This window comes from Virgibacillus sp. JSM 102003 (assembly GCF_041949995.1).
Classification (GTDB): Bacteria; Bacillota; Bacilli; order Bacillales; family Amphibacillaceae; genus Lentibacillus.
On sequence record NZ_JBHFQH010000016.1, the window covers coordinates 25098 to 42537 of the forward strand.

Below are 17440 nucleotides of genomic sequence, written 5' to 3' on the forward strand. Positions count from 1 at the left end.
CTATCCACCAATGTAAGACATTTCGATTTTTTTGCGATTATTATTTTTTTGCCAAGACCGTTCTTCAGAATAACGATCCTTTCTATTCCCCCATAAACCTGTAACTTCTTCCTCTAGCTGTTCATCAGTCAATTCATTCCGCATTTTTTCTCTAATATCAAAGCCACTTGACGCAAATAGACACGTATATAGCTTACCGTCTGCTGACAAACGAATTCTGGTGCATGTTCCACAAAAAGAATCGGAAACAGAGGAAATAACACCTATCTCTCCCCCACCATCCTTATATCGATATCTTGAGGCTACCTCCCCATAATAATTCTCTTCTGCAGGCTCAATTGGCATCTCTTTATCGATCATATCAATTATTTGTTTTTTGGTAATGACATTTTTAAAGTCCCATCCATTATGATTACCAACATCCATAAATTCAATATAACGTAAAATGACATTTGTTCCTTTAAAATACCGTGCCATCGGAAGAATCTGACTTTCATTCATTCCTTTCTTGGCGACCATATTAATCTTCACTTGTAGCCCAGCTTTCTGTGCTGCTTCAATTCCTTTTAACACAGGACGGGCTACGACACCCTTCCCATTAATTTGCTTGAAAACCTCGTCCTCGATAGCATCAAGGCTAATATTAACACGCTTTAGTCCAGCCTCTTTTAATTTTGCAGCTGTTTTTGGTAAAAAAACCGCATTTGTTGTTAATGCAATATCCTTAATTCCGGGAATTACTGTTAACTGTGCAATCAATTCATCCAGGTTTCTGCGCATAAGCGGTTCGCCACCTGTTATACGAATTTTTTCCACACCTAATTTCGCAAATGTTTTAGCCAATCGGACAATTTCTTCAAAGCTAAGTAACTCACTTTCTGATAAAAACACATGATCCTCTCCGAAAATTTCCTTTGGCATACAATATGTACAACGAAAATTACATTTATCAATAACAGAAATACGAAGGTCCTTCAATGCTCTACCGAAATGATCCTTTATTGGTTCTACTTGATTTGGCATTGTAACAGCTCCTTTATAGTAACTAAAACTCCAGTTGACCCTCACTATCATTTAACAGCAATACTTCAATCTCGTCACCTGACTTGAAACCACGTGTTCCACCCGGTAATACCATTAAACCTGTTGTATGTGCTAATGACGTAACAACATTAGATTTATCCATACCAGCTAGTCTTACATTCACTTTACCATTTTCATATGTTATATAATTTCGAACAAATCGCGTAAATGGATTGGGCTTTGGAAAATCATCAGCTAATGTGCCCTTAATGCGCTTCAAAAAAGGCTTATGACTAAATAAGTTATGCTGTATTATTGGTCTCACAAATAACTCAAAGCCTACATAACACGCAGAGGGGTTCCCAGATAAGCCAAATAGCAATTTGTCTCCGTTAGATGCAACTGTCGTAACACTTCCTGGCCGCATCGCTACTTTATTAAAAAGTACACTTGCGCCAAGTTCCTCATATATGGCTGGCATTAAATCAAAATCACCAACAGAGACGCCCCCTGTTGTAATTAATATATCTACTTCTTCCAAAGCTTGTTTTATCGTTTGAAAACTTGGTTCAAATTCATCTGCAAGCTTTCCAAAATATTTATATTCGGCTCCAGCTCTTAATATCTGTGATTCAATCATATATGCATTGGAATTACGAATTTTTCCCGGCTTTAATATTTCATCAACATCCAGCAATTCGGTACCAGTAGCAATCACCCCGATAACAGGTTTCTTTGCCACTTTTATTTTACTATATCCAAAAGTAGCCAATAACGCTTTAACACCTGGATTAATTAGAGTCCCCCGGTCAATAAGCTTTTCACCTTCAATTACCTCTGATCCTTCTTCAATTATATTTTGACCAGCCTTCATTCTTCGTTTAATCGACATGCAGGACTTATTATCTTTCTCATAAGTCTTACAAACTTCAAACATAGCAACACAATCCGCACCCTCTGGAATTTTTGCTCCTGTCATAATTCGCGTTGCCTGTCCTTGTCCTAATCGTATTGTTGGTACTTGACCTGCACCAATATGTTCCACAACCTCAAATTCTATCGGGTTTTCTAAACCGGCTTGGAAAGTATCTTCAGCGCTAAAGGCAAAACCGTCATACGGTGACTTATTAAATGGCGGAACTGCATGATTAGCGATAATGTTTTCTCCAAGTCTTCTATCATCACAATCATTAATTGACACATATTCGGTACTGCCCTGTTGACGATGACTCCATAAGTGTTCAATCGCTTCTTGTACGGGAATTGGTTTCCGCATTTCTACCATTATGATCAAACCTTCCATTTCTAATCATTACCATCAGTGTAACAAATCTGGCCCAAAATTGATATTTACGCACAAGAAATTATACGTAGTTGATATAAACTGCGAACTAACATGGAAAAATGGTTGAGTGCTATGACACCGCTTCGGAAATACACTACGCGCACCTAGGGCGGCTGATGAGCCTCCTTGCTCCTACGTCGCTGCGTAGTCTCATCTAGGCCTCAGCTCCCACAGGAGTCTCCGTGTATTTCCTGCGCTGTTGACTTTAGTAGGAATCGCTATAGAATAATTATGTGACAGCACTACCCTAGTCCGGGTGAGCGGAGGGCGGTGACTCCTGCGGGAAAAACAACAGCTGAAGATCCCGCAGGAAGCGGTTTTGGCTTCCGAGGAAGCTGAAGCGTTGCCCGCGGAAAGCATCCGCCCGGAGCGACCCCGGATGGCGCCGTGAGAGTTTATAGAGATTATTCTGGCAGTTAGTTCGCAGTTTATATCAACTGCGAAGATTAAAGAGCAACAGAACTTACGGAAAGTGTCAAAGAATATAAATGTTTTAGTGTTCTGCCCACTGGGTATTTAATTACTAACACCCTAGAAATAATCATAGCGATTACCAAATGTGACTTAAAGGAGTGCTAAACATGGATGAGCATAAAGATGTAGAAGTGGAACGTGTAGAAAAAAAGTCCGACTCAAGTAAAGTTGGAGTTGCTGTAATCAAATACGTAACATATTTAATCATATTCTTTGGAATCTTATGGTTCCTAATCAACTATGTATTTCAATTATTCTAAAATCAGGTTTTAAAAAAACACACATGACCACTAAAAACATCACTTACGAGTGGTGTTTTTTTATATAAAAGCAAATTCAGGCAAAGTAGATTTTTATAATAAATGCCTTAACAAGAAGGCATATTATCTATTAAAGTTTTTGACCTACAAAAAGGTTTTCTATAATGTATAATTAGATTAGCTGAATGTGGGGGGATTACAATGTATATACGATTGTTATGTCTAAGTGTGCTTTTACTATTGGCTGCTTGCAGTGAAGAGCCAGTAATTGTACAGAAAGATACGAAATTAGTCGATCCTAACCAGGATCCTGAGTTTGTGGAAGAACAAAATGAAGATGAAGAAGTTGATCAGTATATCGAGTTCGCCCTTCCTGAAGAAGAAGTTATGATTAACCTGGAAATGGTTCCAATTTTGGATGCATATCTACAAGCTACCCAAAGTCGCCAACAAGCACTGGAAAAAATGAATATGTTTCGAATAAGTGCTACGGATAAAAATCTTTACTTACTTGAATTTTCCTGTCACGATGAATTATGCTCATACTTATTACTTGATCAGACAATGGACAATCAGGCATATTTAGTTGCTGATTTAGCAAAATACATACAGGCAAAGGTATCTCCAGAAAATACAAAAATATTACTGCGCTTTAACAGAAATCTTAAAACGCCTTCTCCATACTCCAACATTGCTGTTATAGACCTGGAAGAATGGGAGCTATTACCACTGGTTAACGAAACAAACGATAAAGATCTTTTGAACTATAAATGGCCCATCTTAGCTGCAAATTGGGTGGATGATGACACAATCTCAGTATTTCATCCAGATATAACAGAACCATCACCTGAAAATATTAAAAAGTGGCAGGAAAGTGAAAGGCCCACGGTAAGTACTAATCTAACACTAAACGCAAATAATTAAAGGAGATTTAGATAATGAACGATACAATAAAGGTAATTAGTAATCATCGCTCTATTAGAAAATTTAAGAAAGAACCATTAACCACTGATCAAATACATACGATTATTGGCGCAGCACAGCAAGCTTCAACGTCAAGTTATGTCATGGCCTATACCGTTATTGGTATTACAGATGAAACTGTAAAGGCAAAACTAAAAGAAGTATCCGGGCAGGAATATGTAGAAGAAAATGGACATTTCTTTGTTTTCTGTGCTGATTTAAATCGTATCTACCAGCAAGCTTCTGCAGAGGAGCAAAAGGCAATGCAGGAAAGTCTAGAAAGTACAGAACAGTTTCTTGTTTCAACGATAGACACAGCGTTAGTCGCCCAAAACACTGTCATTGCTGCAGAATCAATGGGGTTGGCAACATGCTACATAGGTAGTCTCAGGAATAATATTAACCGAGTTAATGATATATTGGAACTTCCCGATTATGTTGTTCCACTATTTGGTATGGCTGTTGGTTATCCAGATGAAAATCCTGACCGGAAACCTCGTCTTCCTATTGAGGTTGTGTATCACGAGAATAAATATAATAAAGACCGCCAGTTTCAGCAGAAATTAATAGACAGTTTTAACGAAGAACTCAAAATGTATTACCAAACAAGGTCAAAAAATACGCGTACAGACACTTGGTCAGAGCAAATGGTTCGAAAATACAAAAAAGCAATCCGAATGGACGTTACCACATTTATTAAAAACAAAAAGCTAAATAAGCGTTAGAAGTAAAAAACAGCATCCGTTTTTATTCGGCATGCTGTTTCTTAATTGAATGTTAAGTTTTCCTGATAATTTATTTTTATTTCTTCACCTTCCACTTTAAATCTTGATTCGCAAAACAGTGTATATTCACCTCTGTCAGGTGATTCAAACGTTTTAGAACCTTGAGGATGATAACTGCTTCCTGAAGTTAGCGTTCTTGATACATTACTTCCGGTATAATCATGATTTTTATGTTTCAGTGAGACAGATATAAGTGGAGTTTGGTGTGTTATTTCAACCTGTTCCTCCCCTACGTACTGGATGGAACGGAAAACTTGAAATCCCTCATCCATTTTTTCAACCCGTATATGTAATATAAAGTTATCTTTTTGAATCTCTTTGCTTTGGTTAACCGCAAGCTCTGCTCCAGCCTGCTCGTAAAACCAATAAAATGAGATTAGAAAACATATCGACAAAACAGAAAGAATAAATACCCCTTTTTTCATTTTCCACTCTCCTATCTTATATATAAGACGTATAGACCTGGTAAAAAGTTTCCATTTATTAATAATTTTTTTAAATAGAAAAAGTAATAGGTAAAAAATAGAAAGTATAATTACTGTCATTATATTGAATTATATATAGTGAAGCGCAATTAAAGGAGGATATTTATGACAGTTTCAAGCCAGGTTAAACAAACAATAGCTGGTCTTAAAAGTGCACAGGCTAGCTTTGAACAGTTCGCACTGGAAACAGAGAATAAACAAGCGAAGCAACTTTATGAGAATGCAGCACAGCAAACTGAGTCTATTTTACAAAGTGTTGAACCTAGAGTAACACAAATTGAGCAAGAGGAACCACAATATAAAGGAATGTAAATACTTGATTTGTGAGGTTGGTTCCATTTGACCAGCCTCTATCAATGGGAGGATTGTTTATATGAATGCATATCGATTTTTGTTTATAGTCGGCATGATACTTTTCCTAATAGGGTGTAGTCCAAATACTGATTCCTCCCAGAGTGGTCCGAATAATGGAGTAAATTTCACCAACATTTCTACTAAAGGATCGCTTGATCAATCCATTTCAAATAACGCTAAGCAAAGTCTAAGTCAGCATAAAGAAATTACGACTATAAATGCAGTAAATACGGAGAAAATATTGGTTATTGCATTTGAAGTACATCACAATAAACGCTTCCAATTAGCGAAGTTAAGGAAAAAGATGCATAAGAAATTGGAAAAAGTTTTCCCTGATCAAAAAGTTGAACTATCAACTGATAAGAAAATAGTGATTGAAACAAACCGACTCGAAAACAAAATACGGCAAGGTGATATCTCAAAAAAGAATCTTAAGAAAGAGGTAAAGCATTTAATTAAACTTATGAATGAACAAACATAAGGAAATGAGTGAGCAATTTATGGCAGATAAGAAAAAGAAAAACCTACCTCCTAGTGCACAAGAGTACCAAGCATTTCAACAGGATAGAGAAGTTAAGAGACCCCTTTTAAAAAATTGTATTAAGGCTTTTTTTGTAGGTGGATTCATTTGTTTTATCGGCCAAATAATTTCAACAATCTATATTTATTTCTTTGATTTTACTGAGCAAACTGTTGGGAATCCAACTGTTGCCACTCTGATATTTATTACAATGCTTTTAACTGGCTTTGGAATATATGACCGAATTGGACAATTCGCCGGTGCTGGTTCAGCAGTACCTGTCACCGGCTTTGGAAATGCAGTAATATCTGCTGCTATCGAACACCGTACCGAAGGATTTGTGTTAGGAGTCGGTGGAAATATGTTTAAATTAGCTGGATCTGTCATTTTGTTTGGCGTTTTTTCGGCTTTTGTTATTGCTTTAATTAAAACAATTCTAATTCAGTGGGGTGGATTATAATGCTGACTGGACATCGCACTTGGATTTTTGAAAATAAACCTGTCATCATTTCAACCGGCACTGTTGGTGGGCCTTTTGAAGCAAAAGGGAATATCTCCAAAGATTTTGACCTTTTACATGATGATATGTGGCTTAAGCAATCGACCTTTGAAAAAGCGCAACGAACAATGATGGAAGAAGCAACGCAAATTGCAGTAAAAAACAGTTTTATTGATAAAGAACAGATCCAATTTTTTATTAGTGGCGATTTAATTAATCAAATTACACCAACAAGTTTTACAGCTAAAACATTAGATGTGCCATATTTCGGCTTATTTAGTGCCTGTGCAACCTCTATGGAAAGCCTGGCACTGTCGGCACTTATTATTAATGGGGGTGGAGCTGATTTTATTTTAAGTGGTGCTTCCAGCCATAATGCCGCAACTGAAAAACAATTCAGGTACCCAACAGAATATGGAGGACAAAAACCACCTACCGCACAGTGGACAGTAACGGGCGCCGGATGTGCATTAGTTGCTAAAGAAGGAGATGGACCAAGAATAACTTCTGCAACTATTGGTAAAGTTGTTGATATGGGTATGACTGACCCTTTTAACATGGGTGGTGCAATGGCTCCAGCTGCTGTTGACACGATTGAGCAACATTTAAAGGAACGTGATGTTGACCCATCATATTACGACTTAATCATTACAGGAGACCTTGGTCATGTTGGTCGCGAAATAACGATAGACCTTTTGCAAAAAAGGAATATTGCAATTACAGAAGAAAACTTTAAAGACTGTGGGTTAACCATCTACCGGGAAGATCAACCGGTTCTAGCAGGAGCGAGTGGGGCAGCTTGTTCCGCAGTTGTCGTATATGGGCACTTTTTAAATCTTATGAAAAAAGAGAAGCTTAAACGAATTCTTGTTGTTGCAACAGGTGCCCTGCATTCACCACTTAGCGTGCAGCAAGGTGACCCAATTCCGTGTATTGCACATGCAGTTTCTATCGAATCAGGAAGTGATATACAATGATTTTTTTCTGGGCATTTGTTGTCGGAGGGCTTATTTGTGTAATCGGCCAAATTATGTTTGATGTATTTAAATTTAATCCTGGACTAACTTTAAGTATTCTCGTTGTCGCAGGTGCAGTATTAGACGGGTTTGGTCTATATGAACCATTAATTGACTTTGCAGGTGCCGGTGCAACAGTCCCCATTACAAGCTTCGGTAACTCACTTGTCCATGGAGCAATGGCAGAGGCTGAAAAACATGGTCTGATTGGTGTTGTAACGGGAATGTTTGAAGTCACCAGTTCTGGTATTTCAGCGGCTATCATTTTTGGAATGATTGGTGCAATTATTTTCAAACCGAAAGGATAAATAAATATGACTGTAGGATCACAAGTTAAAGGTTGTTATTCGTCTGTTAAAAGTGTAGAAGCCTCACTTCTTACATTAGAAAGTAAAACACAGGATAGAGAAGCACGAGAATGCTTCCATGAAGTGCAAAGTATTATTACTGAAATAAAGACCGACCTGGAAAAACAGGTAATATATTTATCACAGCAAGAACCACAATATAAGAATTAAAGGAGAGGTACAATGCCAGGATGGGTTGAAATTCTAATACGATCAGTAAGCTTATTGGTTGCTCTGTTTTTTATTACCAAAATGCTTGGTAAAAAACAAATGTCCCAACTTGATATCTTCCAATATATAACCGGTATTGTTATTGGAAGTATTGTGGCAACACATGTTACAGATTTGACAACCCAATTCGAGTATGCACTTATTGCGCTTTCCGTTTGGTTCCTGGTCCCATTCGGGTTAGAATTTATCGCATTAAAAAGTAAAAGAGTACGCAATTTTACACAAGGGAAAGGCACTGTATTTATTCAAAACGGTAAAATAATGGAAGAAAATCTAAAAAAAGAACGTTACACAACTGATGATCTGCTTGAAGAATTGCGTAACAACAACATGTATAAGGCAGCGGATGTCGAATTTGCTGTTTTAGAGCCAACAGGAAAGGTTAATGTATTACCTAAAAAGGAAAATCAGCCAGTAACAATGAAGGATATTGGCTTAAAACCATCTCCAGAAAAAGAACCTCAAACAGTTGTTATGGACGGAAAAGCATTACTCGAGCCTTTATCAAATGCTTCACTAAACACAAATTGGCTTGAAACCGAATTAGACAAAATGGATGTCAGTATTGAAAATGTGTTTTTAGGTCAAGTTGATAGCAATGGACAATTAACAGTAGATTTATATGATGACAAAATTGCTGTACCGACTCCAAGTGAAAAACCACTGCTTCTTGCAACAATGAAAAAAAGCCAAGCAGACCTTGAATTATTTGCACTGGCTACCATTAATCAGGAAACGAAGAATATGTATGAAAAAAATAGCCAGAAAATGCAGGAAGCAATTGACAAAGTTTCTCCATACCTTCAATAATAGAAAACTTAGCTTAGCTAATATAGATAAGCCTTGATAGATAGGAATTATACTTTTGCAAGAAAATACCTCTCCAGCCTTCGATTACAAATTTATTTTCATAACAAATCGTGGATGTTCATGCGAAGCCACGAAGGTTTAACTAATAAAGGCTATTCTTTCTAATCCTTGCTTTTTCAGCGGACACTGAAGCTCTTATTTTACATATATCATGGTTAATAACAAATAAGGTCTCTCGTGTCCGCAAAACCTGTATGAAAGGCTGCCATGTTGTTTTCTTATCTGCAAAAATGATAAACTCTTCTAATCCTGATAAAGACATGTTAGAATTCAATTGCACGCACCTCCTTTTGTAGATTGTTTATTGGTGTAAACAAAGTCTAACAAAATTAGGAGATTGGGTGTTTTCTTTTATCAGAATTCTTTCTGTACCCCAACATATATTTTAGAGCCAAAAAAAGACTCTCTTGCCATAAAAGAGAGCCTTTACTGTCTATTCACTTACTACAATTGCAACATTTCCAAACTGCTTGCCTTGTTCAAGGTAGCTCATCGCGTCGTGTGCGTTGTCCAGTGAAAATGTACGGGCAACAACTGGATGTGTATTAAAGTTCTCAATGTGCTTCAGCATAGCACGAAGCTCTTGCCTGCTTCCCATTGTTGAACCGAATAATTGATATTGTCCATAGAAAAATTTCCGTAAATCTAAATCGATTGTATCCTCAGTCGTAGCACCAAATACGACAATACGACCACCTTTCTTCAGTACCTCCAATGAGCGATTAAAGGTAGCTCGTCCCACACTTTCAACTACTAAATCAATTGTTTCATCTTGCAGCTCCTCATTCCAGTCACTGTTTGTATCCAGGACAATATCAGCACCTAATTCTTTGGCCTGCTGCCGTTTATCCGCACTGCGCGAAGTAACAATCACTTTTGCCCCAACATTTTTGGCGAACTGAATAAGATATGTCGCAACTCCACTTCCAGCACCAGGAATAAACAATGTATCCCCTTCTTTAAGCCCGCCTTTTGTGAACAATGCACGGTAACCTGTTAACGCAGGTAATGCTAGAACACCCGCCTCTTCCCATGTGAGATGCTCAGGCTTTGCTTCCACCTGTTCAGCTGGAAGTACGATTTTCTCCGTAAATGTTCCATTATCAGGCATTCCAAGAATGTCAAATCCCTTTGGAGGTGCATCACTATTGTCATACCATTGAAGTGATGGATTAATAATTACTTCATCTCCAATTGAAAAATCTGTAACGCCTTCCCCCACTGATTCAATTATACCAGCACCGTCAGATCCGAGAATCAAAGCAGCCGCATCATTCCCTCTACGCTTTGGAATCGAGATATCACGTCGATTTAATCCTGCAGTTCGAATTGATACTGTAACTTGTCCGTGATCTGCAAACGGAACTGCCATATCTTTTAATTTCGTTTCGCCAAACTCATGTACAAATGCTTTCATAGCCAATCATCCTTTCACAAAATATTTACTGAAATCATTAAGTTGCTGTTTGTCCATTATATCGCGTGAAAATAATGGCACATAAATCAATTGCTGTTTCGTAAACGTTTCTTTTATCGTATCCATATATTGCTGTTCATGCCCTTTACGTTGAAGCAGGAAATCACCATCCACATTATCTGGTAGTACTTTATTTACGATTAATGTTTTCACATGAAGATGATATTTATCAAGTAATTCAATTGCTTTTTGTGTTTCCAAAATTGGTAAACGCTCAGGATTCATCACAAAGACAAACCCGGTAACCTTCCCATCCAGTAAAACTTCTCTTGCTTTAGAGAATCTTTCCTGACGTTTCTTCAGCACATCATAAATAGGGTCTTCAATCGGTTCTCCATCATTTAATAATTGTGTATAATTTTCATTTGTCTTTTGCCGCTTTTGTAACATTCCTTCAATCCATACTCCCATTAGCTCTGGTAATGAAAGCAGGCGGATCGTGTGCCCTGTTGGTGCTGTATCAAAGATAAGTTTATCATAATACTCGCTTTCTTCTAAAATGATTGAAATTAATTTATCAAACAACGCAGCTTCATCTGCGCCTGGGGAAGCTTTTGCAGTATCCAGCTGGCGATATACCTCTTCCATCATACCAGAATGGACTACACCCTTTATATTTTCTTTTACCCCTTTAATGTAATTATCTGTCTCTATTTCGGGGTCAATCTCCAGTGCTGATAGGTTATCTGAAACCTTAGTTGTCTTACCTCCAATTGACTGATTAAAAATATCCCCTAGATTATGCGCAGGATCTGTAGATATAAGGAGTGTATTATGCCCTTCTTCTGCAGACTTCCAAGCAATTGCTGCAGCCGAAGTTGACTTTCCTACACCGCCTTTTCCACCAACAAAAATAATTTTTTTCTCTAAGACTTCCATATTTAAACTCCTTTTCAGCTGAATCAATTTCATAAATAAAATAGGAAATCCAAACTATTTGCAAATGTGCTTAGCCTGTTGATTTCCTCTGAAGACGGGAGCTTTCCTCGGGCATGGATTGAGCCTCCTCACGGCAACATCAACCCACCCGCCGCTAATCAGGGCCATCCGCTTTTGTATTTAACAGCAGCGGATCCCTGTCATTGGTGATTTCTCCATTCCCATGCGTAAATGCCAATCGTGGAAACGCTCAATCATATATGGATACAATTCGAGTGTATAATAGTATACAGGATTAGGAATTCCAATCATCTCAGAATACAAAAGCAGCAAAAACAGGTCATCCTGGTCCCTTAATTCCCTGGCAATTTCCTGACGATGCGGCATATTTAATACTTCTTCATAATATTCGATTAGCTTCTTTAATTTATCTAACACGTTTCTCACCTCTTTTTCGGTTATCAGAAAAGGGATCATTGTTTAGATGATCCCTTCTCTTTAACTTATTTCATCTTATTTAATCATTTTGTCATCCGTATTAATATTCTGATCCATTTTACCCGTTAATGCTGTAAATGCGGTTAAAATAATCCAAACCGCAAATACGAATATGATAGCCCCGAAGACAAAGAGTAATGTACTTGATTCGGAACCCCACCAGGACCATTGAAATACGACCTGCTGGAACATAGCCCACAGTGTCATAAACATCAAGAATACCATCGGAAGGAATGTTATCATATAGTTTCTGCCTTGCCGCTTCAGCCAAATAGAAATCAGCAATAAACTAATCCCTGCAAGTAACTGGTTAGATGTCCCGAATAACGGCCAAAGCAGATATCCTCCCGAACCAAAACCTTTTGGACCTTCTGGCAGTAATACTAACGCCGCACTTGAGACAACAGCTACTGAAGTTGCAACATGTGTTTTTGTAAGTGCCGGCATTTTATATTCAACACCAAGCTCAGCTATAATATAGCGCATTAAACGAACCGAAGTATCCAACGTTGTTGCAGCAAAGCTTACTACGATGACAGATACAATGGTAGCTGCTACATCTGGAGGAATCATTAAGCCCGTCGCCAGTTGTCCAGCACCTTGAACAAACACATTAAGTCCTGCACCGCCTGCTGCTGTGAAGCTGCTGTACGTTGCCAGGAATTCGTCGGTACTGGAGAAGAATGTCACAACAGCTATGATTGAAATTAATGCTAATGCGCCTTCACCTACAGCACCCAAATACCCAACAAATCTTGCATCTGTTTCGTTATTTAATTGTTTACTGGAAGTACCGCTCGACACTAAACCGTGAAAGCCTGATATGGCACCACATGCAATCGTGATAAATAATAGCGGGAACCAAGATACGTCTGTATTTGTATGCGTTAATGGTGCTGTAATTTCCGGATTCGAAAATAGTAAGCCCAAATACAGAATTGCAAGTCCTACAATTAGCTGATGTGAATTAATGAAGTCCCGCGGCTGCAGTAACTTCCAAACAGGTAATGTAGAAGCGATATATACGTATATCATAAGTATAATGATCCAGATGAAAAATGCTGTTGAAACCGCACCAAGACCAAATAGTCCTGCAGAACCTTCACCGCCCATATACTGTACTAAATCGATTTGCATAAAATCGACTCTGCTTGCTATTACTGCAGTGAGATACATAACTGCCAAAGCCAGCAACGATGGTACAAGCATTTTTTGTTTGCGTTTATATACCGCAACACCTATCCATATTGCTAATGGAATTTGAATAAATACCGGAACAACACTGGCCGGGAACGAAATAAACAAGTTAGCAATTACCCATGCAAATACTGCATTAACCATTAAGACCAGTATAAGAATAATAAATAAAAACAAGATCTTTGCTCGTTGTCCTATAAGTTTATTTGCAAGTGTTCCAATCGATTGACCTTTGTTACGAACAGATAATACAAGTGTTCCAAAGTCGTGCACGCCTGCAGCAAACACTGTCCCAAGAACTACCCATAGAATCGCTGGGAGCCACCCCCAATAAACTGCAATAGCTGGTCCAACAATTGGTGCTGCTCCCGCAACTGAAGTAAAATGATGCCCCCACAAAACAAATTTATTCGTAGGCACAAAATCCACACCATCTTTATACTGATGTGCAGGTGTTACATAGTTGGGATCTAACTTGAAAATCTTTTCTGCAACAAATTTTGAATAATAACGATAACCCAATGCGAAAACAAGTATCCCGATTACCGCAACCAAAATACTACTCACCTTTTCAACCTCCCCCAAGTTATTTGGTCTGTCTTTTGTGAACTTTGAGACATACCTAGTAAAATCTATGTGTAAACGATAATAAATAGTACAACTCCATCTTACTGAATAAATATTCATTAATGCAAATTTTTTGAATCGAAAACGTATTCTTACTTATTTTACATTTCAGAACCTAATAAACCTCTTATAAGATTGCCTCAAAAGTTGCTTCTAGCACCTTTGAGGCTCACGTACTTTATTCTCGTCCCATCCCACGCAAAAACTGCAACAGCATCGTAACACTCCTATTGATTTCCGGATCCTTCAATGCCTTTAAAAGGTCCATATATGATGTCTTATCTGAATCCTCAGATGTACTTGCTACTTCCATTCCACGATTAAGCCTATCAGCAAAATATTGAATTTCATCCACTTTAAGGTCACCAATAAACAAGAATAATTTGCTCAGGTTTTCCAGTGTTCCTGAATATTGCGGTTTATTTAACTCACCCATCACATTTTCCAATGCATCCTCTTTATGTTTTACCAAGGCATTTACTGTATCCAACGAGCCACTTTTATTAAGCGTTGCCAAAAAATCAATTCCTTTTAAAATTGCCTCTTTGTTTTCGCTTACCGCCTGAGAGACTTCGTCAAGGTTCCGCTCTTTCGTGGTTTCTTCTGGGATTTCCATTCGCTTAATATTGGTTATTGGATTAGACATCATGCTTCACCTGGCTTCCTGGGAAAATATAGTCATCACGAGTCCATTTATCCTCTACCTTCACACTAATCTGCGGTTGCGGATTTCCTCGCCTGTAGTTATTTGGTGGCAAGGGACTTTTCCCTTTTTTCTTTATAACATCCATTTTTACAGCTATCTCCTTGTAAGAAGGAGTGTTCGTATCCTTATCCACATTGTTGTCAGTTAAATAATTGACAGCTAATTTCCCATTATCATTTAATGGCAGGTACAGTTCTTTACCGCGTACACGATCTGTAATGTGAGCAATTCCGGTTGCTTCCCCAGCTTCCGAAGTCAGCTTAACTTCTGCGCCTTCTTTAATTCCCCGTTCTTCAGCTAATTCAGGTGAAATTTCAATAAACGCATTTGGCATTTTACTTGTAATCCCTATTGATTTATATGTCATATTACCCTCATGAAAATGTTCCAGTACTCTGCCATTATTCACATGCAAATCATATTTTTCATTTGTATCATATTTTAATTCATATTTGAGTGGGTACAATCTTGCTTTATGATCATCAAACGGGAAACCGTCAGTATATAACAGCGGTGTATCGGTCCCATCCGCTTCAACTGGCCATTGAAGGCTATTATAGTCTGTTAATCTAGTATAACTTACCCCAGCAAATAATGGTGCAAGTGTTGCAGCCTCATCCATAATTTCTGAAGGGTTTGCGTAATCCCATCCGTATCCTAATCTGTTTGCAATGTCCATAATAATTTGCCAATCCGGACGGGAGTCTCCCACAGGATCCAGCGCTTTATACAAGCGTTGAATACGTCTTTCTGTGTTCGTGAAGGTTCCTTCTTTTTCAAGACTTGGAACAGCTGGTAAAATAACATCGGCATATTCTGCTGTCTTCGTTAAAAATAAATCCTGAATAACAAAGAAATCGAGTTTTTCAAATGCAGCGGTAACATAATTAATGTTTGCATCAACTATCCCAGTATCCTCTCCCAGCACATATAAAGCGTTCAAACTCCCTTCATGGATAGCCTTAATCATTTCATGGTTATCTTTTCCAGGTTCGCTTGGAATCTCTGCACCCCAGGCATCCTCATAGCGCCCGCGAACATCATCATCTGCAACCAGTTCATATCCAGGGAAGAAGTTCGGCATACTACCAAAGTCACTGCATCCTTGGACATTATTATGACCCCGTAATGGATATGCCCCTGTACCGTTTCGCATATAGTTTCCGGTGATTAATAACAGATTTGAGATTGCTGTACTCGTATCACTGCCAAGCTGATGCTGGGTTACTCCCATAGCCCAGCAAATTGCAAGTTTATCAACACTGACAATCTGTTCCGCAATTTCTATTAATTCCTTTTTGGATATACCTGTTAATTGTTCAGCATATTCCAGCGTAAACTTTTGCAAAGATTCCTTATACGCCTCAAATCCATTCACCCATTTATCAATAAACGTACGATTTTCTAGGCCTTGATCGATAATATATTTTGTCACCGCAGACAGCCAAACTAGATCTGTTCCACTTTTAGGCTGAAAAAACCTATCAGCACGCTGCCCCATTTCATGTTTTCGTAAATCAAATACATACAGCTTTTGACCAAATAATTTTTGTGAACGCTTTATACGCGAACCAAGCACGGGATGTGATTCGGTAGTGTTAGAACCTATTGTTATAACCATTTCCGCCTTACCAATATCATCAATTGAACCTGAGTCCCCTCCATGTCCTACTGTTCGAAAAAGACCTTTTGTAGCCGGTGCCTGACAATAGCGTGAGCAGTTATCGATATTGTTTGTTCCAATTACCTGTCTTGCCAGTTTTTGCATCAAATAAGACTCTTCATTTGTTGCTTTAGATGAAGAAATAAATCCAAGTGCATCTGCACCATTACCTTCCTTAATCTCTGAAAAACGCTTCACAACATAATCCAGTGCTTCATCCCATTCTACTTCCACAAAAGATTCACCATCACGAATTAATGGCTTTGTCAGTCGTTCATCCGAATTCACATAATCCCATCCGAATTTCCCTTTAATACAAGTAGAAATCCCATTTGCGGGTGAATCTTGCTGTGGTTCTACTTTTAGTACTTTACGATCCTTTGTCCAAACATCAAATGTGCATCCGACACCGCAGTATGTACAAACAGTCTTCGTCTTTTCGATCCTTTCTTCCCGCATAGACGCTTCCGTGTCAGATACCGCAAATAGAGGTCCATATCCTGGTTCTGCCTTTTTCGTTAAATCAATCATGGACCGTAAAAGTCCAGGGCTATGATCAGTCATATATCCCGCTTCGCCAACCATTGATGTTTCCATTAAAGCATTACACGGACATACAGTGACACATTGTCCACATCCCACACAAGATGATTGATCAATAGGTACATCGTTATCCCAGACAACGCGAGGCTTCTCTCGCTTCCAATCAATTAATAGTGTTTCATTGACCTGGATATCCTGGCATACTTCAACACATCTCCCGCACAATATACACTGGTCTGGATCATATCGGTAGAACGGACTTGAATCATCAATTTCATATGGTTTTGGCTCAAACGGTCTTGACTGATACTCCAACCCAAATTCTGCAACCGTATTATGAATTTCGCATGAGCCATTGTTATAGTCACAGACAGTACAATACAACTCATGCTTTTCTAGTATTCTGTCGAGAGCTTCCTTTTGAGCTGCATTCACAGGCTCAATTGTTGTATTCACTTCCATACCAGGTGTGACTGTTGTTCCACATGCACGAACAATCTCATCGTCAACCTTTACCATACACGTATCACAAGTTTGCACAGGTCCCAACGACTCGTTGTAACAAATTTGTGGCACAAATTCGCCTGTTGTGTTAATCAAATCCAATAGATTCTGGTTATGTTCTGCTAGGTATTCTTCTCCATTTAGCTTAATTACAATATGATCCTTATTTTGCAC

Annotated in this window: 20 protein-coding genes; 10 read left to right on the forward strand and 10 right to left on the reverse strand. The window is 38.3% G+C overall.

Annotated features, from left to right (window positions below; all coding sequences use genetic code 11):
- Window positions 1–1023, reverse strand: a complete 1023-nt coding sequence (gene moaA, locus ACE1TG_RS16340) for a GTP 3',8-cyclase MoaA (protein ID WP_375053477.1) — start codon at window positions 1021–1023, stop codon at window positions 1–3.
- Window positions 1024–1045: 22 nt separating this feature from the next.
- Window positions 1046–2308, reverse strand: a complete 1263-nt coding sequence (locus ACE1TG_RS16345) for a molybdopterin molybdotransferase MoeA (RefSeq protein WP_375053549.1) — start codon at window positions 2306–2308, stop codon at window positions 1046–1048.
- A gap of 641 nt (window positions 2309–2949) precedes the next feature.
- Between ACE1TG_RS16345 and ACE1TG_RS16350 the strand changes: the two genes are divergently transcribed.
- The 3 genes from ACE1TG_RS16350 (at window position 2950) to nfsA (ending at window position 4790) form a co-directional block, all read left to right on the forward strand.
- Complete coding sequence (locus ACE1TG_RS16350) at window positions 2950–3102, forward strand: hypothetical protein (protein WP_175476805.1); 153 nt, start codon at window positions 2950–2952, stop codon at window positions 3100–3102.
- A gap of 201 nt (window positions 3103–3303) precedes the next feature.
- On the forward strand, window positions 3304–4026 hold the full coding sequence (locus ACE1TG_RS16355; RefSeq protein ID WP_375053478.1) for a hypothetical protein: 723 nt from the start codon (window positions 3304–3306) through the stop codon (window positions 4024–4026).
- Between the two features lie 14 nt (window positions 4027–4040).
- Window positions 4041–4790, forward strand: a complete 750-nt coding sequence (nfsA, locus tag ACE1TG_RS16360; protein ID WP_375053479.1) for an oxygen-insensitive NADPH nitroreductase — start codon at window positions 4041–4043, stop codon at window positions 4788–4790.
- A 41-nt stretch (window positions 4791–4831) separates the two neighbouring features.
- On the opposite strand, the gene ACE1TG_RS16365 is transcribed toward nfsA, so the two are convergent.
- Window positions 4832–5275: a hypothetical protein gene (locus ACE1TG_RS16365; protein ID WP_375053480.1), complete on the reverse strand. Its 444-nt coding sequence runs from the start codon at window positions 5273–5275 to the stop codon at window positions 4832–4834.
- A gap of 165 nt (window positions 5276–5440) precedes the next feature.
- On the opposite strand from ACE1TG_RS16365, the gene ACE1TG_RS16370 reads away from it, so the two are divergent.
- From ACE1TG_RS16370 to ACE1TG_RS16400, 7 genes are all read left to right on the forward strand, one after another.
- Complete coding sequence (locus ACE1TG_RS16370) at window positions 5441–5647, forward strand: DUF1657 domain-containing protein (protein WP_375053481.1); 207 nt, start codon at window positions 5441–5443, stop codon at window positions 5645–5647.
- Window positions 5648–5708: 61 nt separating this feature from the next.
- Window positions 5709–6170, forward strand: a complete 462-nt coding sequence (locus ACE1TG_RS16375; RefSeq protein ID WP_375053482.1) for a YhcN/YlaJ family sporulation lipoprotein — start codon at window positions 5709–5711, stop codon at window positions 6168–6170.
- A 19-nt stretch (window positions 6171–6189) separates the two neighbouring features.
- Window positions 6190–6669, forward strand: coding sequence for a stage V sporulation protein AC (gene spoVAC / locus ACE1TG_RS16380; RefSeq protein WP_375053550.1), 480 nt, complete (start codon window positions 6190–6192; stop codon window positions 6667–6669).
- The gene (gene spoVAD, locus ACE1TG_RS16385) at window positions 6669–7685 is read left to right on the forward strand and encodes a stage V sporulation protein AD (protein WP_375053483.1); all 1017 of its coding nucleotides are present in this window, start codon (window positions 6669–6671) and stop codon (window positions 7683–7685) included. Before spoVAC ends, spoVAD begins: the two co-directional genes overlap by 1 nt.
- Window positions 7682–8032 carry a stage V sporulation protein AE gene (gene spoVAE, locus ACE1TG_RS16390; RefSeq protein WP_375053484.1) on the forward strand — a complete coding sequence of 117 codons (351 nt, stop codon included), beginning with the start codon at window positions 7682–7684 and terminating at the stop codon, window positions 8030–8032. The genes spoVAD and spoVAE overlap by 4 nt, the downstream gene beginning before the upstream one ends.
- A gap of 6 nt (window positions 8033–8038) precedes the next feature.
- Complete coding sequence (locus ACE1TG_RS16395; protein ID WP_375053485.1) at window positions 8039–8242, forward strand: DUF1657 domain-containing protein; 204 nt, start codon at window positions 8039–8041, stop codon at window positions 8240–8242.
- Window positions 8243–8254: 12 nt separating this feature from the next.
- Window positions 8255–9112, forward strand: coding sequence for a DUF421 domain-containing protein (locus ACE1TG_RS16400; RefSeq protein WP_375053486.1), 858 nt, complete (start codon window positions 8255–8257; stop codon window positions 9110–9112).
- A 142-nt stretch (window positions 9113–9254) separates the two neighbouring features.
- Here the strand turns inward: ACE1TG_RS16400 and ACE1TG_RS16405 are convergent, their stop codons facing one another.
- The 7 genes from ACE1TG_RS16405 to fdhF form a co-directional block, all read right to left on the reverse strand.
- Complete coding sequence (locus tag ACE1TG_RS16405) at window positions 9255–9446, reverse strand: hypothetical protein (protein ID WP_375053487.1); 192 nt, start codon at window positions 9444–9446, stop codon at window positions 9255–9257.
- A gap of 159 nt (window positions 9447–9605) precedes the next feature.
- Window positions 9606–10589: a zinc-binding dehydrogenase gene (locus ACE1TG_RS16410; RefSeq protein ID WP_375053488.1), complete on the reverse strand. Its 984-nt coding sequence runs from the start codon at window positions 10587–10589 to the stop codon at window positions 9606–9608.
- Window positions 10590–10595: 6 nt separating this feature from the next.
- The gene (locus ACE1TG_RS16415) at window positions 10596–11528 is read right to left on the reverse strand and encodes an ArsA family ATPase (RefSeq protein ID WP_375053489.1); all 933 of its coding nucleotides are present in this window, start codon (window positions 11526–11528) and stop codon (window positions 10596–10598) included.
- 180 nt (window positions 11529–11708) lie between these two features.
- On the reverse strand, window positions 11709–12005 hold the full coding sequence (locus ACE1TG_RS16420; RefSeq protein ID WP_483887892.1) for a cory-CC-star protein: 297 nt from the start codon (window positions 12003–12005) through the stop codon (window positions 11709–11711).
- Between the two features lie 36 nt (window positions 12006–12041).
- Window positions 12042–13790: a carbon starvation CstA family protein gene (locus ACE1TG_RS16425; RefSeq protein WP_375053491.1), complete on the reverse strand. Its 1749-nt coding sequence runs from the start codon at window positions 13788–13790 to the stop codon at window positions 12042–12044.
- 238 nt (window positions 13791–14028) lie between these two features.
- The gene (locus tag ACE1TG_RS16430; RefSeq protein WP_375053492.1) at window positions 14029–14499 is read right to left on the reverse strand and encodes a helical membrane plugin domain-containing protein; all 471 of its coding nucleotides are present in this window, start codon (window positions 14497–14499) and stop codon (window positions 14029–14031) included.
- Complete coding sequence (gene fdhF / locus ACE1TG_RS16435) at window positions 14489–17440, reverse strand: formate dehydrogenase subunit alpha (RefSeq protein WP_375053493.1); 2952 nt, start codon at window positions 17438–17440, stop codon at window positions 14489–14491. Before fdhF ends, ACE1TG_RS16430 begins: the two co-directional genes overlap by 11 nt.

What these genes read in the sequence shown, in the direction of transcription:
- ACE1TG_RS16375 (WP_375053482.1), top strand. Translation starts at nt 5,709, where the DNA reads ATGAATGCATATCGATTTTTGTTTATAGTCGGCATGATACTTTTCCTA.
- ACE1TG_RS16430 (WP_375053492.1), bottom strand. Translation starts at nt 14,499, where the DNA reads ATGATGTCTAATCCAATAACCAATATTAAGCGAATGGAAATCCCAGAA.
- ACE1TG_RS16370 (WP_375053481.1), top strand. Translation starts at nt 5,441, where the DNA reads ATGACAGTTTCAAGCCAGGTTAAACAAACAATAGCTGGTCTTAAAAGT.
- moaA (WP_375053477.1), bottom strand. Translation starts at nt 1,023, where the DNA reads ATGCCAAATCAAGTAGAACCAATAAAGGATCATTTCGGTAGAGCATTG.
- ACE1TG_RS16400 (WP_375053486.1), top strand. Translation starts at nt 8,255, where the DNA reads ATGCCAGGATGGGTTGAAATTCTAATACGATCAGTAAGCTTATTGGTT.
- ACE1TG_RS16365 (WP_375053480.1), bottom strand. Translation starts at nt 5,275, where the DNA reads ATGAAAAAAGGGGTATTTATTCTTTCTGTTTTGTCGATATGTTTTCTA.
- ACE1TG_RS16350 (WP_175476805.1), top strand. Translation starts at nt 2,950, where the DNA reads ATGGATGAGCATAAAGATGTAGAAGTGGAACGTGTAGAAAAAAAGTCC.
- ACE1TG_RS16395 (WP_375053485.1), top strand. Translation starts at nt 8,039, where the DNA reads ATGACTGTAGGATCACAAGTTAAAGGTTGTTATTCGTCTGTTAAAAGT.
- ACE1TG_RS16420 (WP_483887892.1), bottom strand. Translation starts at nt 12,005, where the DNA reads ATGATCCCTTTTCTGATAACCGAAAAAGAGGTGAGAAACGTGTTAGAT.
- spoVAE (WP_375053484.1), top strand. Translation starts at nt 7,682, where the DNA reads ATGATTTTTTTCTGGGCATTTGTTGTCGGAGGGCTTATTTGTGTAATC.
- ACE1TG_RS16410 (WP_375053488.1), bottom strand. Translation starts at nt 10,589, where the DNA reads ATGAAAGCATTTGTACATGAGTTTGGCGAAACGAAATTAAAAGATATG.
- ACE1TG_RS16345 (WP_375053549.1), bottom strand. Translation starts at nt 2,308, where the DNA reads ATGGTAGAAATGCGGAAACCAATTCCCGTACAAGAAGCGATTGAACAC.
- nfsA (WP_375053479.1), top strand. Translation starts at nt 4,041, where the DNA reads ATGAACGATACAATAAAGGTAATTAGTAATCATCGCTCTATTAGAAAA.
- spoVAD (WP_375053483.1), top strand. Translation starts at nt 6,669, where the DNA reads ATGCTGACTGGACATCGCACTTGGATTTTTGAAAATAAACCTGTCATC.
- ACE1TG_RS16355 (WP_375053478.1), top strand. Translation starts at nt 3,304, where the DNA reads ATGTATATACGATTGTTATGTCTAAGTGTGCTTTTACTATTGGCTGCT.
- ACE1TG_RS16415 (WP_375053489.1), bottom strand. Translation starts at nt 11,528, where the DNA reads ATGGAAGTCTTAGAGAAAAAAATTATTTTTGTTGGTGGAAAAGGCGGT.
- spoVAC (WP_375053550.1), top strand. Translation starts at nt 6,190, where the DNA reads ATGGCAGATAAGAAAAAGAAAAACCTACCTCCTAGTGCACAAGAGTAC.